The organism is Staphylospora marina, from assembly GCF_003856495.1.
GTDB classification, from domain to species: domain Bacteria; phylum Bacillota; class Bacilli; order Thermoactinomycetales; family Thermoactinomycetaceae; genus Staphylospora; species Staphylospora marina.
Window position 1 is genome coordinate 2,072,736 of sequence record NZ_CP034118.1, and the last position, 22,685, is coordinate 2,095,420.

The following is a 22,685-nucleotide window of genomic DNA, read 5'->3' on the forward strand; positions in this document are numbered from 1 at the left end:
CTCCGATGTGGCGGAGAAGGTGTTTTTTGTTGCCGCTTCAGTCTTCCATCGTGGAAAGATCCCCGGTCGGCAGGCCCAGTTCCCAGGCTTTGAGCACCCGGCGCATGATTTTCCCGCTCCGGGTTTTGGGGAGTTTGTCGCGGAATTCGATCTCACGCGGAGCAGCATGCGCGGCCAGTCGGGTTTTCACGAATTCCCGGATTTCCTCCTTCAACTCTTCGCTGGGTTCATATCCCGCGCGAAGCGCGATGAACGCCTTGATGATTTCACCGCGAACCGGATCGGGCTTGCCGATCACGCCGGCTTCGGCGACAGCCGGGTGTTCCACCAGCTTGCTCTCCACCTCGAACGGTCCCACCCGTTCCCCGGACGTGTTGATCACGTCGTCCAGTCGTCCCTGGAACCAGAAATAGCCTTCTTCATCCCTGTAAGCGGAGTCCCCGGAGATGTACCAGCCCGGAATGCGGAAATATTCCTGATACTTTCCGGGATTTTTCCAAATCGCCCGCATCATGGACGGCCAAGGCGTTTTCACGGCCAGATGCCCCATGGTGTACGGAGGAAGTTCATTTCCTTCATCATCGAGGATGGCCGCTTCCACCCCGGGAATCGGACGCCCCATCGAACCGGGCTTCAATTCCATCTGCGGGAAGTTCGAGATCAGGATGCCCCCGGTTTCGGTCATCCACCAGTTGTCATGAATCCGTTTGCCGTAGACTTTGAGTCCCCAGCGCACCACTTCCGGATTGAGCGGCTCGCCCACGCTCAGCACATGACGGAGGGAAGAAAGATCAAACCGTTTCGCCACTTCGTCCCCGGCTCCCATCAACATGCGAAACGCGGTGGGCGCGCTGTACCAGACGGTCACTTTGTATTTCTCAATGGTGGCATACCAGTCTGCCGGATCAAAGCGGCCGCCGCGGATGACGTTGGTCACCCCGTTGAGCCACGGAGCGAAAATGCCGTAGGAGGTGCCGGTCACCCACCCCGGATCCGCGGTGCACCAGTACACGTCATTTTCCTGCAGGTCCAACACCCATTTGCCGGTCTGATAATGCTGGATCATTGCATTGTGAACATGGAGGACGCCTTTGGGCTTGCCGGTCGATCCGGACGTGTAGTGGATGAGCATCGGATCTTCCCGGTCGACCCATTCTTTCTCCAGGTCCGGGGATGCCGATGCCATTTCCTCCTCAAAGCGGTAGAACCGTTTTCCCTCGTGGACCGGAAGCTCCCCTTCGGCTCCGACGAGAATGATGTGTTTGAGATGAGGGAGTTCACCGAGAGGAACCCGCGAAAGCAGACCGGGAACCGTCACCAGAGCAACCGCTTCGCTGTTTTCCAGCCGGTCTTTCACGGCTCCCTCCATGAACGCTTCAAACAACGGTCCCACAACCGCTCCGATTTTGATCGCTCCAAGGAAGGAAAAATACAGTTCGGGTGTGCGCGGCATGAAGATGAACACACGGTCTCCCTTATGTACGCCGATTCGGCGCAACACGTTTCCAAACCGGTCGGAACGCTCTTTCATCTCGGCGAACGTGTAGCGTTCATCCCGGACCGCGTCACTGTACATCAGCGCCGTCTTGTTTCCCCGACCTTCCTCGACGTGGCGATCGATCGCTTCATGGGCGGCGTTCACCTTGCCCGTTTTGGACCAGGTGAACTCGGATTCGACCTGCTTCCAGTCAAAGGAACGGACTGCTTCTTCGTAGTTTGCCAGGTTGTTGCCCGTCGTCATCACCGGGATCCGTTCTTCATGGTTCACGCTCACGGAATCGGCCTCCTCCATGCAAACGATTTCAATTTTTTATTTATTATAACATAAACAAAAATATATTCAATTTAGGTTTTTATTATGATAAAGACAGCGCCTTCGCATTCGGCGAAGACGCTGTCCGGGAGTCGGTCAGTGCCTATTTCTCGGGACGAAAAGTTTTGCAATCCGTTTCCTTGCTTTCGGAAGCCTGTTTGCCGTGATGAGACACCACATAGATCTCTTTGGCGTTGCACAGGTTTCCGTCGCCCCAATAGGCACAGTTGTTGACTTCGCACAAAACGCCCTTCGGCATGCGAACTCCCTCCTTGATCGGGATGGGATTAGTTTGCGCATGCCGGCGGTTTTCAAACTTCCAAGAAAAGGATCGAATGAGACCGAACCGTTTTCCGCCCGCCTGTTCACTCCTGCCGCGGTGCGGCTGCAAGCATGCCCCGAACGATTGCGCACGAACGCTCGGCGGCCAGCTCGGTGAATTCAACGAAATTGACGTTTGCCGAATGATCGGCTCTGTCGGACATGGAACGGATCACCACATACGGCACACCGGCAAGATGACAAACATGGGCCACCGCGGCTCCTTCCATTTCCACGCACGCCCCGTCGAACATCTCCCGGAGCTCTTTCACTTTGGCAGGGTCGGAAATGAACTGATCCCCGGAAAGAACCCGACCGGTGGCCACGGTGACGCCTTCGATGCTTTCGCCCGCCTGCTTCGCACGTTCGATCAATGTTTCGTCCGCGGGAAACACGGAGACTTCCTGAAACGGAACCGTTCCCCTCGGAAACCCGAGCACGCTGGCATCGATGTCATGTTGCTGGCAGTCGGTGGAAATGACGATGTCTCCGATGTCCAGGTCCGGATGCAAAGCCCCGGCCACACCGGTAAAAATGACGGCATTCACGCCGAAACGGTCGATCAGCAGTTGGGTGCAGACGGCGGCATTCACCTTCCCCACTCCGGAGCGGGTGACCACCACCGGCACTCCTTCCAGCATGCCCCGGTGGTACGTGATTCCCTGGATGACATGCGTTTCTTTTTCTGTCATGACTTCAAGCAGTTTGGCCACTTCCGAATCCATGGCCCCGATGATTCCGGTCACATGTGTGGACATGGGTGAAATCCCTCTTTCCGTGATCACTTGTTTGATGCAATCGCCGCCCGCGATACGGCGCGGGCGCCCGTTCGGTCGGGGCTCGGCGGGAGGTCAGTCATTCCGCTCCTCTTCCCATTCCTTGAGTCGGGTGGAACCGCGAAGCTCGATGGAATACTGCAGGATGACCTGCCCGGACTCCACCGGCTCTTCATTCATGTATTTGGTCAACAGGCGCATGGCCACCGCTCCGATGTCGTACATCGGAACCGCCACCGTTGACAGCAGGGGCCGCGTCCGGGAAGCCAGGGGGATGTTTTCAAAGCCCATCACGGACACGTCTTCGGGCACGTTCCTCCCCGCATCCATCAATGCGTGCATGGCTCCCACGGCCATTTCGTCGCTGGCGGCAAACACGGCGGTGATGTCGGGCACGGTCTCCAGCAACTCTTTCATGGCTTCATAACCGGAACGGTACCGGAAATCTCCGACCTTCACCAGTTTTTCATCGAGCGTGATGCCGTTCTCCTCCAACGCTTCCTTGTACCCCAGCCAACGCGGATATCCGCCGACCGGGTCGGTGAGCGGCCCGCTGATCATGGCCACTTGCCTGTTCCCTTCATGGATGAGCACGGAAACCGCTTCTTTGGCGGCCTGAATCTGGTCGATGCTGACAAACGGCCATTCTTTCTTTTCATCGCGGGTGGCCGCCAGCACAACCGGAACGGTGGCCGCCGAAAAGAGTTCCCGATGCGCGTCGGTCAATTCGCCGCCCAAAAACAGGAGTCCGTCCACCTGTTTTTCCAGCAGCGTTCCGATCAATCCGAGTTCACGTTCGTTGTTGAGATCGGAATTGCAGAGAATGATGTTGTAATGATACATGGAGGCGATGTCCTCGATGCCCCGCGCCAACTCCGCATAAAACATGTTGGAAATGTCGGGGATCACCACCCCGACGGTGGTTGTTTTCTTGCTGGCCAACCCCCTCGCCACGGCATTGGGACGATATCCGAGTTCGCGGATCACGTCCAGCACTTTCTTGCGGGTTGCCGGCTTGACGTTGGGATTGCCGTTGACCACCCGGGAAACCGTGGCCATCGACACACCGGCCTCCCGGGCGACATCATAAATGGTGACGGTATCTTTCTTTTTCATCATGTTTTTCACATCCCCCAAAAAACACGCTCGCGAACCGCCGCTGCCGGCTTCAGGTATTTCGGGCGGCTCCCTGTTCCATTTGTTCCTTCAGTTCCATGACGTACGGCAGTGTGTGTCCGGTGATGCTCGTCCATGCCTCTTCCGATCCCCGGTTGATCCAGACGATCGGCTTGCGGGGAGCGAGCGCCCTGTAGAGCTTCCTGGTGGAGATCAGACGGGGAGTCATCGGGGGCAAAGCGGGATTTTTCCGGCGGGCTTCCTCGATGAGCCGCCAGGCATGTGCTTCCGAAGTGAAAAAATCAACAATCGGACTTTGATCCTGTCCGGCCAAAATCACCATGTTGCCTTCCTGATCAACCACCACCCAAATGCGTCTCAACTCCGCCAACGCTCTGGACACTTCCCAGCCGTTCCCCATTCCCTGTCCTTCCAGCGTCGCCTTTTCCAACTTCCGGAGGCCCGCTTCGACATCCGGGTCGATCGGTCTGCCGGCCGATGAGGGAGCGGGACGTTCAGCGGGTTTTGAAGGCCTCTCCGGACGGGGACTGCCCGACGCGGGGGCGGGACGGGCCGTCGAAGCGGATTCATTCGGCGATGGGTTCGTTTCCGCTTTCGCCCGATCCGGTTGAGGAGCGGTCATGGAAGGCATGGGCGGTTCCTTGGGCGGCTGGGGCAAGGCCGCGTGTGCAGCCCCCAGAATCCTTTGTGCGTCTTGCGGCGACAGCGGCATCTGTTCGGGGAGCCCGAAATGAAGGTATGGCGCTTCCGCTCCCAACTCCCTGCAGCGCCTGAAAATGACGGACCATGGATGGTGCTTTGCCTGTCCTCCCGAACGACGGGCAATATGGGCGGCATCCGCCTCACTGACATACACGGTCACCGTGTATTGCTCGGGCTGCATCTCCACCAGGAGAAGATTTTCATCCTGGGTGGGAACCCATGCCCCCGGCATGGAAGCCAAACGCTCCACGGAATATTCACGAATCATCGCGTGCAGTTCCTGTCTCCCGATCATCGCCATCGAAGGAAGTCCGGGATTGAAAGTCATCCCGTCCACTTCGGAGCGAAACACCCTGATCAAAAACGGAAGGGCCGGTTCTTCCACCAGCTTCAGCCATTCCGGATGCTCCACCTGCACCCTGTCCACGGCCTCGCGATCCGTGAAGACGGCCACGTACCGGCTTCCCCGTTGTTTGCCTTTTGTCAGCACGGGCTTCTCGCCCGCTTCGGACACTTGATAAAGAACCCACCATCTCGTTACACCGGACGCAAAATTCCGGATGACGCTTGCAAAGTCCAGACTTCCGGACGTCCAACGTTCCAACGATTCCCTGGCATTCAACAGTCGTTCCCCCCTCTGTGTCCCCAAACTCGGATCACGGGCATCTGGCGGTGGATTCGCGTGTTCATGATTCATGATACCAAATTTCCTGCAAAGAAAGTGTGCCCGACACCATGTTCCGAACCGTTCCGACCGGTCGGTCCAAGAAGGAGGACGGCATCCCCGCCCACGACCGTCAGGGGGATGCCCGGCTTCCTTTCGTGTCACGCACACTTCTTTCCGTTGCCGTTTATTTCCGGACCGGTAAGTTCACTTCCAGGAGACCGGAAGCGATCAAGTCATCCATGAATTGCTCGAACATGGGGAGATCCAGTTGCTGTTTGGCATCCGACAAGGCGACGGCCGGATTGGGGTGAACTTCCAGCATGATGCCGTCCGCTCCGGCGGCCAACGCCGCCTTGGCACAGGGAAGCAAAATGTCCCGTCGCCCGGTGGAGTGGGAAATGTCCACGAAGACGGGGAGATGGGTTTCGTTTTTCAATATGGGAACCGCCGAAATGTCCAGCGTGTTCCGGGTCCATTTCTCATACGTGCGAATGCCCCGTTCGCAGAGCATCACCCGGTCATTGCCGCGGGACATGATGTACTCGGCCGCATAGAGGAACTCCTCCAGCGTCGCGGCCAACCCCCTCTTCAGCAAGACGGGAATCCCGGATGATCCGGCCGCTTTCAGCAGTTCAAAGTTTTGCATGTTGCGGGCGCCGATCTGAATGATGTCCACGTACTTTTCGGCCATGGAAATATGGGCCGGATCCACGATTTCGCTGACCACCTTGAGACCGAACGCATCCGCCGCCCGTCGCAAAATGATCAGACCTTCTTCTCCCAGTCCCTGAAAATCGTAGGGAGAGGTGCGCGGCTTGAAAGCGCCGCCGCGCATGATCCGGATCCCCCGATCCCGGAGCACCCGGGCCACCGCGAATACCTGTTCCTCCGATTCAACGGAACAGGGACCGGCGATCACCAGTCCCGGAGGTTCTCCGATGCGGACATCCTCCAAGCGGATCACCGTTCCCCGCTCGTTCCGCTTGCGGCTGACCAGGAGTTCCCGCTGATCGGCATGGGTAATGAGATCCAGCGAAGCCTTGAAAATCTGCTTGAACAGATGACGCACCGTCTCGTCGGAGAAAGGGCCTTCATTGTGCTTCACCAGTCGGGCCAGCATTTCTTTCTCCCGTTCGGGATCGAATTTGTCGGTTCCCTGCCGCTTTTTGATTTCCCCGATTTCCTGTACCAATCCGGCGCGTTCGTTCAAAAGGCGCAGCAGGCGCAGATTGATGTCGTCCAGTTGTTTTCTGAGCTCTTCCAGCTTTCTGTCACTCACTCGACTGTCTCCTCTCGGCTCAACCCGTTGCGGGACCGGATGTCCCGAACATTGGATTCTTTTCGTCCGATCATGCTGATGTTCCGCCCTTTCATTTCGTCGCCAAGCGCACGGCTTCCCTCAGAGCGTCGGCCGTCACGTTCCAATGGGATGCATGCCACGTCACCCGGCCGTCCTTGACCAGAATGGATTGCGGAGACTCATGCTTCACCTGCAAGCGCTCCGCAATTTCATTGGAAACGGGTCGTTGCTCAATCACTTTGACATAAGCGATTCGCACCTTCCGGGCATCATCCGTCCGCGCGAAACGTTGAAGCTCCTCCATGGCGGCGGCGCTCACGGGACAGGCGGTGCTGTGTTTGAACAGGAGAACCGGACGCTCCGAAGCGTCCGTCAACAGCTCATTCAGCTCTCCGGAACCGGTCAGCTCCCGGATGGTCTCCATGTCGTCCTTCACGCTCCTTCCCGCATGTGTCTTTGTCTTTTCGGGATCAGGCTTCGGGCTCCCGGCGGATGTTCAATTCAATGTAGGACGAGCGCTTTTCCCCGCTTTGCTCGTTTTCGCCCGTTCCTTTGCCGCTGTCTTCGCCTCCGGAGCCGGGCGGCGGAAGGGGAATTCCGGCCCAATGGGTCTCCGGTTCCTTTTCTTCTTCCGGCTTGTCCAGGAGAACCCCGGCCTGGCTTTTCACCACTTCCAAAAGCTCTTTCCCTTTCTCCCGCGCCTTGTCCAGGTCAATGCCCAGTTCTTCCCGGAGTTCGCGTCCCGGTCTGGGGGCCGTCAGGAGAGCCACCGCCGCCCCGACAATGCCACCGATCAATGCTCCGGCGAAAAACGCCCTGCCTTTACCCATCCCATACCACTCCCCTTCGGTTCAATCTCATGACCGCTTCCGGGATCGCCGACGTCGTGCACGCCCGGGCGCTGACGTTCCGGGTTGATCACCCGCGGGCAACCGAAACGCCGGCTTCCTTCTTGACAAGTTTTTCATAACATCCCGTCGGTTATCCCTTGCGAAGTTTGTGGATCAGTTCAACTCCGGCACCGACCAGCGCAACCACATTGCCGAGTCGTTTCCGGTTGGCCTCGGCCGCTTGGGAGATTCCCTTCACGACTTCGCCCAGGCTTTGCCCAAGCTCATCGGCAGATCGAAGCAGTCGGTCCGCCTGTTGTGTTTTTTCCCGAAGTTCTCCCACGAAATGCCTGGTTTCCTGCAAGGTTTTCACGGATTCTTCCAGCGCGTCTTCCGCTTTCTCGCCGAGATCCCGCAGAGTCCGGTCAAAGGTGGCCGCCGTTTTCGAAAAGATGAGAAGGGTCCTGATGAAAAAAACGGTTCCGACGAGGATCGCCACCGCAATGGCAGCCACGCTGATTTCAATGATCAATATTTGCCCCTCCCTTGTTTTTGCGGCATGCACCCGCTCTGTAGAGAGATGCGCGGATTCCTCCATCCGAATGATGCCCCGGATGCCGGTTCCCGCGCACCGTGATCGGCCGGCTTGTCCCGTCGGCGAACCTCCTCCCGGGTTCATCCTCCTTCCCGGCGGGGTCGCCTGTTTCCGTGACTCCATTGTACTTCACCCGGCACGTGCCGAAAAGGGAAAGTGCCGCGGGAATGTTGAAAAATCCGTCACAGCCGGCGAAGAATTGCTCGTACACGAAAAAGATCCTGACGGAAATGCTTCTTAGAAATGAATGCATATTCACACGAACAAAACCTCTTTCGATTAGTCACAATTTTCAGCTTCTGGAAGTCATGATGACCACGGAGTATAATATACAGGGAATCCAACCATGCAGATCCGAGGTGAACAACATGAAGCCCAGATCCGTCGTAGTCATGAAAGGCGATCAAACCGGACAGGAACTTCTCGAAGAAGCCCTTCGCGTTCTGGATCCCGGTGTCATCGGTTTTGAGATAGACTTTCAAACTTTTGATTTAAGTCTTGAAAATCGGCGCAAAACCAACAACGAGGTGGTTTACGAAGCGGCCCGCGCGATGAAACGCACCGGTTTCGGACTGAAAGCGGCCACCATCACCCCGGAAGAAAAAGGGGACGTGGGCAGCCCCAACGCCATCTTGCGCAAAGAGATCGACGGAAAGGTCATCATCCGCACCGGCCGGCGCATCCCGGGCGTCCGTCCCGTGGCGGGAACGTTTGCCCCGATTTCCGTCATCCGCATGGCCGTCGGCGATGCCTACGGAGCCAAGGAATGGCGCGAGGGAGAAGGCCTGGACGAAGTGGCTTACCGGACCGAAAAAATCGACCGGAAAACCTGCCGCGCCGTGGCCGAATTCGCCTTCCGTCATGCCAGAAAAACCAATGCCAAGGTGTTCGGAGGCCCGAAGTACACCGTCAGCCCGGTCTATGAAGGAATGCTGAAAGAAGAAATGGATGCCGCCAGCAAACGGTATCCCGAAGTTCGTTATGAGCCGCAGCTCATCGACGCGACTTACGCTCTCTTGATCAACAGCACCGGTGAGCCGCTGGTGATTCCCGCCCTGAACCGCGACGGCGACTGCCTGAGCGACCTGGTACTGCAGCTGTTCGGCTCCATTGCCGGCTCCGAATCGATCCTGATGAGCTTCGACGAAGATTTCAACACCAACGTGGTGATGGCCGAGGCACCGCACGGCACCGCTCCGGCCCTGTACGGCAAGAACGTGGCCAACCCGATGGCAATGATCCTTGCAGGCGCTTCCCTGCTGACGTATTTCAATGATCCGAAAGCCTCCGCCGCTTCCCGCGCCATCTACGAATCCGTGATCGAAGCCGTCCGGGAAGGCATTCGCACGGCAGATCTGGGTGGCAGCGCAAGCACCGACGAATTCACCAACGAAGTCATCCGCAAGGTGCAAACCAAGCTGGAAGTGTGGACCACGCTCCAAGGATTCTGAGCCTTCCATGCCGCGGCTCCCCCGATTTACCGGGGGAGCCCCTTCATTTACAATGAGATGAGTGCCGTTCGGAGAAACCATACGCATCATGTGGAGGCTCGCAAAGATATGAACATCCTTGTCAAACGCTTGATCATCTATGTGTCGGGGCTGGTGTTGGTGGCTCTCGGCATCGCCCTGGCCATTCGCGCAGGCATCGGGACCGGGGCATGGGACGCGCTCAATGTGGGACTGGAAAAAAACGTGGGACTCACCGTCGGTTCCTGGGTCATTCTCGTGGGTGTGATCATGGTGCTGATCAATGCCTTGTGGATGTGGACCAAACCGGAATTTTCCTCTTTAATCGCCGTCTTGATCATCGGCCCGTTTGCCGATGCCTGGCTGTGGCTGATCTCCGTTGAACCCCGCCACTTTCTTGCGCAGTTGCTGTTGTTCCTGGCGGGGCTGTGCTCCACCGCCCTGGGACTGGCCGTCTATCTGCAGGCCGGGTTGACCCCCACTCCCCTGGACCGGTTCATGTACGTGATTTCCGCCAAGACCGGGCTCAGTCTCGGCGCTTCCAAAACCCTTGCCGAATGCCTGGCTCTGGTGTTGGCCTGGTCGCTGGACGGTCCCATCGGTCTCGGCACGTTGTTGCTCACGTTTCTGGTGGGCCCTCTGCTCCAGTTCTTCATGTCCGTCGTTCCCCTCCGGCCGGACGACGCCAAACCGTCCCGATGAAAAGGTCCGCCGTCTTTTGGCGGCACAAGGAGGAAACCCGTCCCGTCCCGCCCCGATCGTTCCCGCTTGCCCTCCCCGGCATGGCGGGACGTTTTTTTTTGCATGTTTTCCGCACACGGAACATTCAAACAAAAAACACCCGGAACTCCGGGTGTCCCGAGCCGGGGGATTCATGCAACCCCCGCCTCACTTTTTTCTCGGTAGTTTTCTTTTTCCTTTCAGGATGTCCATGCCCATTGTGGGGTCCGCTTGCACCCTTTTGGCGAACTGTTGCAGCTCTTCCATCTCCACATCGGCCTGCGTCACCTTCATCAGATATTGAAGAACGGCTTCCATTCCGCCTTTCTCGTGCGCCTGGCGAGCCCCGTGCAGGATCTTCTCCATCTTTTCCTCCGTGAGCACTTTTCCACCCATGATCGTGTTGATCATCTGAACCAAATCTTTGATGGAAATCCCTTGGCCCAAAACGACCCCTCCTTTTTCGACTCATTTTCCACTATATGGGGAGCGATGCACGGAGGGAACACGGAAAACCGCCCAAGCCGAAATTGGATGAATACCCGTTTTGGCGGACCCGGGTAAAAGCCTTTACCATTCGCGGGTACAGGACATAGAGTGAACTAGCTGCCGATGAGGAATTGCCGCCTGCCCCATGGCCTGCGGCGAGAAATCATCCGGCAATCCAACAGCAAGGAGGGGTTCGGGTGAGCGGTTACGGAGGCTATGGATTCGGATTCGGCTGGAGACAACTGCTGATCTTCCTGCTGGTCATTGCCACCATCTTCGTCTTTGTGGGCGGAGGATTCGGCAGAGGAAGATACTGCTGAGCACTCCCGCAAGGATGACCTGAACTTCCCGAGGAGGGCCGGCTGCGGCAAATGATGACGGACATCTTTCCGATTACCCCTGAGAGGAGGTGAGATCATGAGCTACGGATACGGCGGTTTCGGCTGGAGACAACTGCTGATCTATCTGCTGGTCATCGCCACCATCTTCGTCTTTGCAACCGGCTGGCTGGGCTACGGCGGTTACAAATGCTGAGCCCGGAAAACCAAACGAATGCGAGGTGAAATCATGGGCTACTACGGAGGATATGGATTCGGCTGGAGACAGCTCCTGATCTTCCTGCTGGTCATCGCCACCATTTTCGTGTTCGCTTGCGGATGGACCGGCTACGGCGGAGGTTACAAGTGCTGAGTTCCGAAAAAGCACTGTGAGGTGAAAACATGGGCTACTACGGAGGCTATGGATTCGGTTGGAGGCAACTCTTGATCTTCCTGCTGGTCATCGCCACCATTTTCGTGTTCGCCTGCGGATGGACCGGCTACGGAAAATACTGACCAATCCATGCTGATTCGCGAATTGCCCAGACAAAACCATCGGTCCCAATTCCGGGATCGCCCCGGTAAGTCCCGCTCTCGTCTTGCCCCGCCGGGGGCTTTTTGTTTTTTCACAAACAAAAAAACCGCACCGGTACGAAGCCCGGACGGTCACCCGGAGAACGAGGGTCACTCGGCGGTTCCGCCGGAATGAATGTTCAAACGGGGCTGCTCTTTCTTGAGCAGACTGATCAACATGCGCATTTCTTCGAGCAACACCAGTTCCACCACTTGCTGATTCTTCCGGAGCTTCCTGTTCTCATCCATCAGTTGGCGGAGTTGCCGCCGGGTTTCTTCAAGCTGTTCTTCGATCCTGTCCAATCGCTGCTCGGACATTCGTGATGCAAAAAGACGGTCGGACAACACGCCGCACCTCTTTTCATTCAGACTTCGTCCTTATTGTATGCAAGCTGCTTGTCCCCGGTATCGATGACCGCCCCCGTCCGTTCATCTTCGATCCGAATGTCCCAAGGCGATTCCTCGTTGCGGATCGACCGGATCAACTGCAACAAGTCCGCATATTTCTTCTTCACTTCCGTCTCATACCAGTCGTAGGAGCTCTTCTCCTCACGCAGACGACGGTTCTCTTTCCGGGCCCGCTCCAATTCCCGCTCGCGGGCGGACAGTTCTTCCGACAATCGGCCGACGGCCTTTTTCAGTTCCGTCCAATCCTCGCGGGCTTGCCTCATCCATTGGATCACCTGCGGAAATGCATCGGAGGTCAGCATCCTGGATTTGCGGAGCTGCCGGAACACCCGCTTTTTTTTGGCCTCCGCATAAGAGTCGGGATCCTGTCTCCTGAGAACGGCATTCCATCGAAAACCGCAGGCCCCCGGAGTCCTTCCCAGCTTTTTGCCCACCTTCTCGAAGGCTTCGATCTGGGTCCCGCCCTCCATGATCGCTTGCAAGACCTCTTCCCTGAGCAACCGGTCTTCCTCGGGAGTCCACCTTCTTCCTCTCATCCCACTGTCACTCCTTTCCGGCCAGTCTGCACCCGCAGGAAGGGATTCCTATGATTTTTATATAGTCACGAACATTGTCCAATATGTTCCTTGACACTGAAAAAGAAAAAACAAAAAAGACCAGGAGCTCCTGGTCGCAATGAAAGTGGGTCAAGATAAAGGAGTTGAAGAAGCGTGGTAGCGTAAGCAAGAAAATCTTCCTCACTTACACGACCCATTGTACCATGCTTCCCGAATTTTGTCGATATTTTGCAAAGAATCCGCATCCGTTTTTTCTCAGATCACCCATCTTCTCCAGAAGAGGAAGGTCCCCGGTTCATCGATCTCTTTCAAGGCCTTGTGGAACTGGGCGCGGATCGCTTTGTTTCCGGGAGCCATCCGCATCGCCAACCGGAATTGGCGAACCGCCTCTTCATACCGTTTCATTTCCATGTACAGCTTGGCGCAGCGAATCCTGCACGCCGGATGTCCGTCACCGTACTGATCCGCCAATTCGAGATGGAGCATCGCTTGTCCCGGTTTTCCCGACAGCAGGTAGAATTCGGCCAGCAACGTGTGACTGACGGCATCCTTGGGATTGAGTTCCAGGCTCATGAACAGGAGGTTCCGGGCCAAATCGGTTGAATCGGTATGGGTCATGAGATAACGGGCATATTCGCGGAACGCCTTTGAAAATCCCGGATGATTCCGGCAAAGCGACCGGTAGGCAGCCTCCGCGGCGCTCAAATCGCCCCGTCCTTCCAGGATTTGAGCATGCAGGAGCTCCGCTTCCCTGTTGCCCGGTTCCAGCAACAGCGCCTCTTCCACCGCAGCCTGTGAACGCTTCCAATCATGCTTCTGAGCTTCCAGCAAGGCCAACAGCAAGTAATGTTCCACTTTCGGTTCTTTCCGGATCAATCGTTCGATCCGGTTCCGGTTTCGCCGGTAACTGCCGCTCATCCATCTCCGTTCTCCCGATCCCCATGCAAAATCGGCATCGATGATGGGACCCGCCAACGGATTCTCCCCCCCTTTGTCCGGTTTCGTCCGACCCGGCCGTTCCGTTCGGGGTTTATCCATTCCCGGGCAGCTCCATGCCGAGACTCATGCGAACCCGGGTTTGATAATCGGTTTCGTAATAATCCAGCTCTTCCCTGAGACATTCAAACGTCCTTGAAAGGGACAGCACGAGATCCCGAAGCTTTGTCGGCGGCGTCCGCCGGAATTTGATGGCCTCCTGGCCGGTATAACTGTATCGCCCGTCTTCTTCATACACTTCGTTCTTCGGGAAATAAAACGCATAGACACACGAATGCATGATTTCGCTCAACACTTTTTCCGCCCAGTCTTCCCGGAAACGGCTTCTTCTGAGGACCAGGGACGCCTTTTCCCGGGATGCTTCACAAAGCACGCTCAGAAGGCGAAGATCCCGAAGAAATTCACACAAATAGTTTTTTGTCTCTTCCCCCGCATCCTCCGCTTCCCGGAGCAGTTCGGGAACGGATACATGATTCAGAAAATGATCCAGTTCCCCGCACACCTGCTTCAGGCGGTCATGCGCAACCTTCAGAAGTTCTTTTGTCTGTTCTTTGGACATCGGTGACAAACCCCCCTCAGGAAAACCAGGTCCAGACACACACATTCACTTCCAGTATATCACAAGGATCCTATCATTTCCTCAAATGAATCCATATGATTCCTGCAAAACAAAACCGGCGGTCAGACCGGGAAGGTCTGACCGCCTTGAAGGAGCGCTATTGAACAGCGGAATGCTTGTCCGCCTTGTCCTGCCCGAAACCCGTCCATCACTCACGGAAGATCTTCGGGATGTTCAAGAACGCCTGCCCAGCAACAGGGCGTGATCCACTTTGATGCAACGATCCATGACGACGGTCAACCCGTGTTCTTTGGCATACCGAGCAGCTTCTTCATGGATCACGCCCAGCTGCATCCAGACACAGCCGGCTCCCACTTGCACCGCTTCCTCCACCACGGGCATCACGGTCTCACTGCGCCGGAACACATTCACAATGTCGATCTTCTCTTTGATCTCCGTGAGGGAAGCGTACGGTTTCTCCCCGAGCACGGGCCCTTTCAGATTGGGATTGACCGGAAAAATCCGGTAACCGGCCCGTTGCAACGCCTCGGCGATCAGGTAACTGGTCCTCTCCGGCTTGTCGGAACACCCCACCACCGCAATGTTCCGGGCCGATTTCAGAATGGCTGCCCTCTGTTCGTCCGACGGATTTTGGAACATGGTTTTCATCGGCTCCTTTCGGTCCCCGTTTTCAGATTCCATCTTCTCAGTTTGTGAACATTCAGCCGCGACACCCGTTTGACCGCCTCCAGAAGCCAGTGCGGCACCGCTCTCCCGCGAATCAAAGGATATACGGTCCGGTATCCGAGCGCCAGCCAATCCCAGCGCCGATCCCTCCCCGTCCCCAAAAATTCGGCCACGTCGACCACTTTGGCCCGGCCGTCCACAAGCAGGATGTTCCGAAGATGGATTCCCTTGGGGTTCAATCCGCATTGCCTGACATGCTCCCGGGCTTTCTCCACATCCCGCATCGCTTGCTCCGGAACGGGAATCCCTTTCTCCAGGCATTCGTGAAACGTGGGACCTTTTTCCCGGCTCAGCACGAGAAATCCCTCTCCCTGGCCGAGAAACCTGCAAAAGAAGGGAGAGTCCCCCAACCGTCGATACACTTCCGCTTCTTCCCTCACTTTGTGAAGCCGGTCCGGTCCGTAGATCTTGAACACGATACTTGGATCATGGACCGTCCCGATCACGGCGGCATCCGTGCCCCTGCCGACGAGAAAGTACCCGGGCGGCAGCGGTCCCACGCTCACTCTTCGATTGTCCGGATAGGTCCGGATGCGAATTTTCTGGATCGGAGGAGCGATGTTTTTCCATCTTTCCGCGAAATGTCGTCTCACCTGTTCATGGTTCATGAAATCTTCTCCATCCCGGAACAAAAATTGGGGTATGCTGGTGAAAGAATCCTGCAAACCGGAGGCGACCCGGATGCGACAAGCAAAACGGCATGCGCTGATCCTGGCTTCAGGCGATTTCTTTCTGCTGCTGATCTTTTCCTGGCTGGGCCGGATCACTCACCATCTTCCGGCCGATCTTCCTTCGGTGCTGAAGACGGCCTTCCCGTTCGTGGCGGCGTGGATTCCCGTGGCATGGTCTTTCCGCCTTTACCACGCTGCCTCCCGGGGGTGGAAGACGGCGATGTTTCGGACATTCGCCGCGGTGCTCATCACCGTTGGGCTCGGAGTCCAGTTGCGGGCCTGGATGCTGGGACGCCCGTTTGATGCGTTGTTTGCTTCCGTCACGTTCCTGACCCTGTGCCCTTTGTTTCTGATGTGGAGGATTCCGCTGGAACGCAAACGGCGACGGACGTGACGCAAAAAGAGCCGCCGGCCCCCGCGGGGGCCTCTCTCACCAAACCGCCTGCCCCGAAACCTCCTTTTTCCCTCCCGTCCGGTGAACGGGCCGTTTTTCGGCGTGACTCCATGCCCGCCCCGCTGTTCCATCTTCCTCTTTCCCCGTTTCTCTTCCGAAATAACGGAGAAAACATTCCATCGGCTCACGGGCGCGCAACCTCACATGGCCAACGCGCATGTTTTCCATCTTTATTTTAAAGGAAAACCATGATCCCAAAAACACTCGGGTTGAACTGTGCGGGAATCGTGGCCTCCGCCAGTCCCGTCCGCTCCGGACGAAACCCCTTGCGTCGGTTCGGCAGCTCCGGGAGATCGGCCAACGTCATGCTTCTTTGCAAGCCCTGATCGAAAACGGACTCAAATTCCCTTGAAACGGGCTCCGACTTGCTTTTGTCAAGGCACTCAAAAGCCCCCGGAACCCGTGTGACAAAGCCGGGGGCTGCTTCCGTTCACATCATTGCAATCTTTCATCCTCCGCTGACCCATTTTGCCTCTGACGTGATATACTCAGACCGATGCCGCCGTTTTGAGCTCGATTTCAACCCTTCTTTCGAGAGACGAAAATCTCACACAGTCAGGAGAGTGCGCATGTCCGAACAGATTCGTTTCCGGTCCCGCCATTTCACCAAAGATCAAATCCGGGAACTGGAAGACTGGATGAATGAGCATTTCCGGAAGGGATACGCCGTGGTCATGTTCGAAGAGACCGATTCCGGCCGGTTTGTCCAATTGGTCCGTGATCCCGGATACCGGATCCAAGCGCGGATTCGTTTCTTCTATCATGAAATGGAAGCGGACCTGGACCGATGGCTGGAGCAAAAAATCCCGGACGGTTGGAGCCATGACATCCGTACCGATCGCGAGGGATACTGGGTGTTGATCCAGCGTGAAACCGGCGAGGTCATGCTGCCCCCTTCCCGGATGCTGCTCGCCCAGATGGTGGAGCTGTGGTGGCTGTGGTTCCTCATGGCAGCCGTCTTCGGCATCCTCTACTTCACCACCGCATAATCAGCCGCAACCGAACCGGCCTCCCAAAGACGCCGGGGGGGTCCGTCCGCCGAACACCGGCCGTTTTCCGTCATCCCCCGGCTCCCGGCGCCGGCCCGGACCGTTCCGCGCCTGCGGAGTCAACGATCAAGTTTCCGTCCAATCCTTCCCTGACAAGGCTCCAGATCTCATCCATGCGCCCCGGCTTGGCCGCCACCAAGGAGACCGGTCCGTTCAGTCCCGGCGATCGGTCTGCGTCAACCCACCGCACTTCGGAGCCTGCTTCCATGGCCACCAAAAGTCCCGCAAACAGGTCCAGCCCTCCCGACCGATACACCACCACCGCATCCAGATCTCCGCGCGCCAACATGCACCAAGCGAGCGATGGCGCCCACAGCCGAAACACCCGTTTGCAACACTTGTCCAAATGATGCTTCAGGCGCATGCCCCGGGAATCATCCCGGACCTTGTATCCCTGCACCCAGGCAACGGTCGGCCATTTCCCTCCGCCTTCCTTCATTTTGAGCGGCACCCCGTTGCAAACCACCCCTTGTCCGCGGAGTGCGGTATACATCCGATCCATGTGGGGATCATACACGACGCCGAGCTCGGGTTCTCCTCCTTTGAGCAGGGAAATGCACACTCCGTGAAGCGGCAGGCCCACCGCATAGTTGTTCGTTCCGTCCAACGGATCGACCGCCCAGACCCATTCGCTGTCCGGCAGGCCCGCCGATCCGAACTCTTCCCCCACCACCCGGTGTTCCGGGAACATCTTCAAAATCCCGTCCACGATCAGGCGTTCCGCCGCCAGATCAACTTCCGTCACCACGTCTCCGTATTCATCCTTGAACCGGATTTCTTTTTCGCGAAGAAGCTCGTCCCTCGCCAGTTTTCCCGCTTCCCGGGCCAATTTTTCCGCAAGTTCCGCCGCTTGCCGGATCATGTCCGTCTCTCCCCCTGATTGTGAAAGATGTGTTCCCACATGATAAATGATTGGAAACATCTTGTAAATTCCCAAAAAAAACAAATCCCACATACCCCCTACGGGGCAGTGGGATGGAGGTTGAACAAGCGTCACGAAGCGGCTTGTTTGGCAGCCTCGTCGAATTCTTTTTCGATTTCCTCGGACGGCTTCCCGGTCAGCAGGCTGACCAGCACAATGGCAATCGTGCAGGCGATGAAGCCCGGAATGATCTCGTAAATGTCGTCGAACTTCACGGATCCGAGGAACGTGCCGTCCATTTGCTCCCAGGCGATCACGACGATCGATCCGATGACCATGCCGGCAAGCGCCCCCCATTTGGTCATGCGTTTCCAGAACAGGCTGAGGAGCACCACCGGACCGAAAGCGGCACCGAAACCGGCCCAGGCGTAACCGACCAAGTCGAGAATCGTTTTGTTCGGATTGAGCGCCAGATACATGGCGATCAGGGACACGCCGAGCACCGACAGACGGCCGGCGAGCACCAGCTCTTTGTCAGATGCGTTCCGGCGCAGAAACGCCTTGTAAAAGTCTTCCGCCAGGGCGCTGGCCGTCACCAGCAGCTGGGACGAAATCGTCGACATGATCGCCGCCAGGATGGCCGCCAGCAGGAAGCCGGTGATCAGCGGGTGGAACAACACGTGAGCCAGATAGATGAAGATGGTTTCCGGGTTCTCCAGAGTCGCCCCCGCATTTTTCACGTAGGCGATCCCGATGAGCCCCGTCAGCATCGCGCCGGCGGTGGAGAAGATCATCCAGCCCATGCCCACCCGACGGGCCCGTTTCACTTCCTGCACTTTCTCGATGGCCATGAAGCGTACGATGATGTGCGGCTGTCCGAAGTATCCGAGACCCCATGCCATCAGCGAAATGATGCCGATGGTGGTGGTTCCGGTGAACCAGTTGAGCATGGCCGGGTCGATCGACCGGATCGTGTCGGCGGTCGCCGAAATTCCGCCCACTTCGGTCAGGGCGACGACCGGCACCATCACCAGGGCGATGAACATGATGGTTCCCTGCACGAAGTCGGTCCAGCTCACGGCCAGGAATCCGCCGAACAGAGTATACAGAACCACGACCCCCACCGTGATGAAAATGCCCGTTTCATAGCTCATGTTGAACGAAGTTTTGAACAGTTCGCCGCCGGATACCATCCCTGAAGACGTATACAGCGTGAAGAAGACGAAAATCACCAATGCGGACACGATCCGCAGCATCCGGGAATTGTCCTTGAAGCGATTTTCAAAGTAATCCGGAATGGTGATGGAGTTGTTGGCAATCTCCGTGTATGTCCGAAGACGCGGAGCCACATACAGCCAGTTCAGCCAAGCCCCGGCGCACAGACCGACGACGATCCAGCCCGCGCTCCATCCGGAAACATACATGGCACCCGGCAAGCCCATCAGAAGCCAGCCGCTCATGTCGGAGGCGCCGGCACTGAGAGCGGTGACAACCGGCCCCAGATCCCGTCCGCCCAGCATGTAGTCGGACAGGTTTTGCGTCCGTTTCCATGCAACGTAACCGATGGCCAACATCGCAATCATATAGATGGCGATGGAAATGATCACACCGAATTCCTGAGACATTCCGTTTTCCCCCTTTACTGAAATAGTGTGAAAAAATTCACAAATACATATTTTCCGGCGGGCCGACAACGGCAACAAGAGCCGCTTGCCGAAATAACCGAAGTGAAAACGCATTCAAAACATCCGCCGGAAAAGACGGCATCAAGAGCCGTTCTTTTCGATCAACAATATTTTGGAAGCCTTGGTGAAGGTTTCTGCGTCAATCAGTCCCAATTGCCGCAATTCTTTCAAGTCTTCCAACATGAGTTCACAGTCTCCGGTGCCGTCCCCAGTATAGATGATGACACCGAAACTTTTCAACAAATTTTTGACCTCTGTCAGATTTTGCATGATATTTCACCTCGACGCATGCAAAAACAAACGTGCAGTGATACAATAAAGAAAAGGGTCTCACCGGAAAGGGGGTCCGGGGTGCACTCGTCCCAATTCATCCCCGTCAAGCGACTTGCCGGAGAACTGATCGTCTCCCGGAAGCGGGGAATTTTCGGCCTGACGCTGACAACCCGGGAACTTGTTTTTCAAAAGCCAAATCTTTCCTATCATCTCATGCTTGAGGACATCATCGGCATCCTGCCGTTCACGTCCATCCGATTTTCCGGATTGACCGAAGAAAACGGGCCGGGCATTCGACCGTTCGGCAAACCGGTCAAAATCACCGCCACGCGGTTGGTGGTCATCCACCGGGGAGGAGCGACGGAAAAACGGATGACCGATCTGGTCATTCCCATGCCCACCGGATTCATGGAATATATGCGTCGACATACCGATTTTATCTTTTTTCCGGATTGAACGCAAAAATACGTAAGTGACAAAAAACAGCCCGCGGTTCCGCAAGGACCCGGGCTGTTTTTTGTCGGTTTCAGGAGGTTCGGGCAGGGCTGAGTCCCGGAACGGCGCGGTACACGGAGACGGCGATGAAGGCTCCGAGCACCGCCTTGGCCAGATCCCCGGGCAAAAACGGAAGGAGCGCCACCGCCATTCCTTTTTCGAGGGGAAGGCCGGTCACCGCGAGCAACCAGGGGAGCCCGATCACATGAACCACCAAAATTCCTCCGAGAAGATGGGACACCACCGCTTTCCAGAGGGAGGCACCTCCCCGTGCGGACAAGGTTCTCATCAGCAGGCCGATGACAAACGCGGCGACCGGAAAGCTGACAATGTACCCGCCGGTGGGACCGACCAGTTTGGCCAATCCGCCTTCGCCGCCGGCAAGCACGGGGGCTCCGACGGCCGCGAGAGCGATGAAGACGACCATGCTGATAAAGCCGAGGCGGGGCCCCAGCACGGAACCGGCCAGCATGACGACCAAGGTCTGAAGCGTGATGGGAGCCGGACCGATGTCGAACGACAACCGGCCGCTGACGGCCATCAAGGCGGCAAACAGAGCGGCAAGAGCCATGTCTTTGACGGTCAATTTGCTCATGGATGCGTTCTCCTTTGATGATTTGCGAATGATTTCCTCTTCAGAATAAGAATTTGTCGTTTTATTGTCAACCGAATTTATCAATCAGGTTTACATTTGATGCAAAATAAAAATGCCCGCTTCCGGTTCACGTTCCGGACGGGCTGACCCTCTTACCGGTATTCGACATAGGTGAGCTGCTTTTTCAGATCCCCCACCCCTTCCATCGCGTGCAGGACGATCACCGGCACGATGTCGTCTTTGGTGACGTCGGACAGGCTGAGACTCACCAGTTTGATGTCATGATAGACATAAGAAAAATCAATCCGCCGTTCCCCGTCGGCTTGCTGGAGTTTCTGTTCGACTTCCTGCAGTTTGCGGTGAATCTCGCCCAGCCTGGAAACGATTTTGGGCTTGCTGTCTTTGTTCAACTTGTAGTTGGAATACATTTCAATGATCGATTTGTAGGTATCCCCGAGTTCGCTGACCAGCCGATATCCGCCTGCCTCCCTGAATTCCTCGATCCAGGAGGTGGAACGCGTGCTCAGGTAATACATATGGGCTCCGACGGCCAGCGCCGCCACCAGGCCGTAGACTCCGGCGGTTCTCAGCCACGCTTTCAGTCGCTCCGACATGGCTTCCTCCCCTTGTTTGGAGTTTGTTATCTGATGTATATGGACAAACAAACGGCAATATGATTGTCCACCCCGGCCTCCAGCCCATGCGGATGTTTGCTCCGCCACATATGATGGAACCAGAGCGTCCCGACCGGAGGTGGAAACGGTACGATGTCCGTCAGAAAAATCAAAGTGTATGAGGGAATTGAGGCATCCCGGCACCCTTCCAACGTGTTCGTTGCCGTGGCCCGGAAGATCCGCGGCGGAGTGGTTTCCATCGTTACGGAAGAAACCGCACGACCGGTCTCCTTCCGGGAAAACGTGCTCGGCATTTTGTTTCCGGAGTTGCTGGAAAGGGAAAGCGGTTCCCGGTATCACTTCGGATCGGGATTTGTCATTCATCCCTCCGGCTGGATCGTGACCAATGAACACGTGATTCATCAAGCCTCTTCCATCCGCGTGAAACTCGACGGAATCCGGACGCCCCTGCCCGCGGCAGTGGCATGGCGGGATGAACAACGGGATCTGGCTCTGCTCAAAATCCGGCCTCCCCGTCCGCTGAAACCGCTTCGTCTGGGAGATTCCCGTCGCGTGGAAATCGGGGAATGGGTGTTGGCCGCGGGAAATCCGATGGGTCTCGACCAAACCTACACCGTGGGGATCATCAGCGGCAAAAACCGTCCGCTTCGCGTGAACAACCGCTTCTACGAAAACGTCATCCAGACGGATGCCGCCATCAATCCGGGAAACAGCGGCGGACCGCTGGTCAACATTCTGGGAGAAGTGATCGGCATCAACACGCTGATCATTTATCCGTCCCAAAGTCTGGGCTTTGCCATTCCGGTCGAAGAAATCAAGCCGTTGGTTCATCATCTGACGGGAAGATGAGCCGCCGGGCTTGTCGCCCCCAACCGGAAACAGCGCCGCGGGTCCGGGATGTTTCCCCGAATCCGCGGCGCGTTTTCGTCTCAAGTGGGGCTTTGCCGCTTTTTCATCTCCCGGATGATCCCTTCAATCACTTCCGGTCTG

At 56.8% G+C, this 22,685-nt stretch carries 29 protein-coding genes; 8 read left to right on the forward strand and 21 right to left on the reverse strand.

The window, feature by feature from the left end:
- Positions 1–37: 37 nt before the first annotated feature.
- The 9 genes from acsA to EG886_RS10250 form a co-directional block, all read right to left on the reverse strand.
- Positions 38–1,741 carry an acetate--CoA ligase gene (gene acsA / locus EG886_RS10210; protein ID WP_124728756.1) on the reverse strand — a complete coding sequence of 568 codons (1,704 nt, stop codon included), beginning with the start codon at positions 1,739–1,741 and terminating at the stop codon, positions 38–40.
- 175 nt (positions 1,742–1,916) lie between these two features.
- On the reverse strand, positions 1,917–2,072 hold the full coding sequence (locus tag EG886_RS10215; RefSeq protein ID WP_124728045.1) for a DUF1540 domain-containing protein: 156 nt from the start codon (positions 2,070–2,072) through the stop codon (positions 1,917–1,919).
- 106 nt (positions 2,073–2,178) lie between these two features.
- Positions 2,179–2,892 (reverse strand): 5'-methylthioadenosine/adenosylhomocysteine nucleosidase, encoded by a 714-nt coding sequence (locus tag EG886_RS10220; RefSeq protein ID WP_124728046.1) that lies wholly within the window; start codon positions 2,890–2,892, stop codon positions 2,179–2,181.
- A gap of 93 nt (positions 2,893–2,985) precedes the next feature.
- Positions 2,986–4,029 carry a catabolite control protein A gene (gene ccpA / locus EG886_RS10225; protein WP_124728047.1) on the reverse strand — a complete coding sequence of 348 codons (1,044 nt, stop codon included), beginning with the start codon at positions 4,027–4,029 and terminating at the stop codon, positions 2,986–2,988.
- Positions 4,030–4,078: 49 nt separating this feature from the next.
- Positions 4,079–5,371 carry an RAD23 family protein gene (locus tag EG886_RS10230; protein ID WP_124728048.1) on the reverse strand — a complete coding sequence of 431 codons (1,293 nt, stop codon included), beginning with the start codon at positions 5,369–5,371 and terminating at the stop codon, positions 4,079–4,081.
- A gap of 229 nt (positions 5,372–5,600) precedes the next feature.
- Positions 5,601–6,695 (reverse strand): bifunctional 3-deoxy-7-phosphoheptulonate synthase/chorismate mutase, encoded by a 1,095-nt coding sequence (locus tag EG886_RS10235; protein ID WP_124728049.1) that lies wholly within the window; start codon positions 6,693–6,695, stop codon positions 5,601–5,603.
- A 91-nt stretch (positions 6,696–6,786) separates the two neighbouring features.
- Positions 6,787–7,140: a bacillithiol system redox-active protein YtxJ gene (ytxJ, locus tag EG886_RS10240; protein WP_124728050.1), complete on the reverse strand. Its 354-nt coding sequence runs from the start codon at positions 7,138–7,140 to the stop codon at positions 6,787–6,789.
- Between the two features lie 46 nt (positions 7,141–7,186).
- Positions 7,187–7,546, reverse strand: coding sequence for a YtxH domain-containing protein (locus tag EG886_RS10245; protein WP_124728051.1), 360 nt, complete (start codon positions 7,544–7,546; stop codon positions 7,187–7,189).
- A gap of 151 nt (positions 7,547–7,697) precedes the next feature.
- A complete protein-coding gene (locus EG886_RS10250; protein WP_164491786.1) occupies positions 7,698–8,078 on the reverse strand; it encodes a DUF948 domain-containing protein in 381 nt (126 codons plus the stop codon).
- Between the two features lie 431 nt (positions 8,079–8,509).
- On the opposite strand from EG886_RS10250, the gene EG886_RS10255 reads away from it, so the two are divergent.
- Both EG886_RS10255 and EG886_RS10260 read left to right on the forward strand, forming a co-directional pair.
- Positions 8,510–9,592: an isocitrate/isopropylmalate family dehydrogenase gene (locus EG886_RS10255; RefSeq protein WP_124728053.1), complete on the forward strand. Its 1,083-nt coding sequence runs from the start codon at positions 8,510–8,512 to the stop codon at positions 9,590–9,592.
- Between the two features lie 108 nt (positions 9,593–9,700).
- Positions 9,701–10,312: a YczE/YyaS/YitT family protein gene (locus tag EG886_RS10260; RefSeq protein WP_164491787.1), complete on the forward strand. Its 612-nt coding sequence runs from the start codon at positions 9,701–9,703 to the stop codon at positions 10,310–10,312.
- A gap of 186 nt (positions 10,313–10,498) precedes the next feature.
- Here the strand turns inward: EG886_RS10260 and EG886_RS10265 are convergent, their stop codons facing one another.
- Positions 10,499–10,777, reverse strand: coding sequence for a hypothetical protein (locus EG886_RS10265; protein ID WP_124728055.1), 279 nt, complete (start codon positions 10,775–10,777; stop codon positions 10,499–10,501).
- A 239-nt stretch (positions 10,778–11,016) separates the two neighbouring features.
- On the opposite strand from EG886_RS10265, the gene EG886_RS14055 reads away from it, so the two are divergent.
- Both EG886_RS14055 and EG886_RS14060 read left to right on the forward strand, forming a co-directional pair.
- On the forward strand, positions 11,017–11,139 hold the full coding sequence (locus EG886_RS14055) for a hypothetical protein (RefSeq protein WP_277423815.1): 123 nt from the start codon (positions 11,017–11,019) through the stop codon (positions 11,137–11,139).
- A gap of 247 nt (positions 11,140–11,386) precedes the next feature.
- Entirely contained in the window at positions 11,387–11,509 is a 123-nt protein-coding gene (locus EG886_RS14060) for a hypothetical protein (RefSeq protein ID WP_277423816.1), read from the forward strand.
- Positions 11,510–11,820: 311 nt separating this feature from the next.
- On the opposite strand, the gene EG886_RS10275 is transcribed toward EG886_RS14060, so the two are convergent.
- The 6 genes from EG886_RS10275 to EG886_RS10300 all read right to left on the reverse strand — a co-directional run bounded on the left by EG886_RS10275 (position 11,821) and on the right by EG886_RS10300 (position 15,584).
- Complete coding sequence (locus EG886_RS10275; protein WP_124728057.1) at positions 11,821–12,054, reverse strand: hypothetical protein; 234 nt, start codon at positions 12,052–12,054, stop codon at positions 11,821–11,823.
- A 20-nt stretch (positions 12,055–12,074) separates the two neighbouring features.
- The gene (locus tag EG886_RS10280) at positions 12,075–12,653 is read right to left on the reverse strand and encodes a hypothetical protein (RefSeq protein WP_124728058.1); all 579 of its coding nucleotides are present in this window, start codon (positions 12,651–12,653) and stop codon (positions 12,075–12,077) included.
- A gap of 276 nt (positions 12,654–12,929) precedes the next feature.
- Positions 12,930–13,649: a tetratricopeptide repeat protein gene (locus EG886_RS10285; RefSeq protein WP_164491788.1), complete on the reverse strand. Its 720-nt coding sequence runs from the start codon at positions 13,647–13,649 to the stop codon at positions 12,930–12,932.
- Positions 13,650–13,704: 55 nt separating this feature from the next.
- Positions 13,705–14,229, reverse strand: a complete 525-nt coding sequence (locus EG886_RS10290; protein WP_124728060.1) for a DUF3907 family protein — start codon at positions 14,227–14,229, stop codon at positions 13,705–13,707.
- Between the two features lie 234 nt (positions 14,230–14,463).
- A complete protein-coding gene (locus EG886_RS10295; protein WP_124728061.1) occupies positions 14,464–14,889 on the reverse strand; it encodes a CoA-binding protein in 426 nt (141 codons plus the stop codon).
- A 5-nt stretch (positions 14,890–14,894) separates the two neighbouring features.
- Complete coding sequence (locus EG886_RS10300) at positions 14,895–15,584, reverse strand: serine/threonine protein kinase (protein ID WP_164491789.1); 690 nt, start codon at positions 15,582–15,584, stop codon at positions 14,895–14,897.
- Positions 15,585–15,657: 73 nt separating this feature from the next.
- On the opposite strand from EG886_RS10300, the gene EG886_RS10305 reads away from it, so the two are divergent.
- Positions 15,658–16,041 (forward strand): DUF3054 domain-containing protein, encoded by a 384-nt coding sequence (locus EG886_RS10305; RefSeq protein WP_164491790.1) that lies wholly within the window; start codon positions 15,658–15,660, stop codon positions 16,039–16,041.
- A gap of 629 nt (positions 16,042–16,670) precedes the next feature.
- Entirely contained in the window at positions 16,671–17,090 is a 420-nt protein-coding gene (locus EG886_RS10310; RefSeq protein WP_124728064.1) for a hypothetical protein, read from the forward strand.
- A 70-nt stretch (positions 17,091–17,160) separates the two neighbouring features.
- On the opposite strand, the gene EG886_RS10315 is transcribed toward EG886_RS10310, so the two are convergent.
- The 3 genes from EG886_RS10315 to EG886_RS10325 form a co-directional block, all read right to left on the reverse strand.
- Positions 17,161–18,012 carry an inositol monophosphatase family protein gene (locus EG886_RS10315; RefSeq protein WP_164491791.1) on the reverse strand — a complete coding sequence of 284 codons (852 nt, stop codon included), beginning with the start codon at positions 18,010–18,012 and terminating at the stop codon, positions 17,161–17,163.
- 131 nt (positions 18,013–18,143) lie between these two features.
- Complete coding sequence (gene putP, locus EG886_RS10320; RefSeq protein WP_124728066.1) at positions 18,144–19,637, reverse strand: sodium/proline symporter PutP; 1,494 nt, start codon at positions 19,635–19,637, stop codon at positions 18,144–18,146.
- A 141-nt stretch (positions 19,638–19,778) separates the two neighbouring features.
- Complete coding sequence (locus tag EG886_RS10325) at positions 19,779–19,967, reverse strand: YqgQ family protein (protein WP_124728067.1); 189 nt, start codon at positions 19,965–19,967, stop codon at positions 19,779–19,781.
- A gap of 81 nt (positions 19,968–20,048) precedes the next feature.
- On the opposite strand from EG886_RS10325, the gene EG886_RS10330 reads away from it, so the two are divergent.
- Positions 20,049–20,426: a hypothetical protein gene (locus tag EG886_RS10330; protein WP_124728068.1), complete on the forward strand. Its 378-nt coding sequence runs from the start codon at positions 20,049–20,051 to the stop codon at positions 20,424–20,426.
- Positions 20,427–20,496: 70 nt separating this feature from the next.
- Here EG886_RS10330 and EG886_RS10335 read toward each other — a convergent pair whose 3' ends face one another.
- Positions 20,497–21,060, reverse strand: coding sequence for a biotin transporter BioY (locus EG886_RS10335; RefSeq protein WP_241154309.1), 564 nt, complete (start codon positions 21,058–21,060; stop codon positions 20,497–20,499).
- Positions 21,061–21,212: 152 nt separating this feature from the next.
- Positions 21,213–21,674 carry a hypothetical protein gene (locus EG886_RS10340; RefSeq protein ID WP_124728069.1) on the reverse strand — a complete coding sequence of 154 codons (462 nt, stop codon included), beginning with the start codon at positions 21,672–21,674 and terminating at the stop codon, positions 21,213–21,215.
- 153 nt (positions 21,675–21,827) lie between these two features.
- Here EG886_RS10340 and EG886_RS10345 point away from each other — a divergent pair, with 153 nt between their 5' ends.
- Positions 21,828–22,544 (forward strand): S1C family serine protease, encoded by a 717-nt coding sequence (locus EG886_RS10345; RefSeq protein WP_124728070.1) that lies wholly within the window; start codon positions 21,828–21,830, stop codon positions 22,542–22,544.
- The last annotated feature ends 141 nt before the right edge of the window (positions 22,545–22,685 follow it).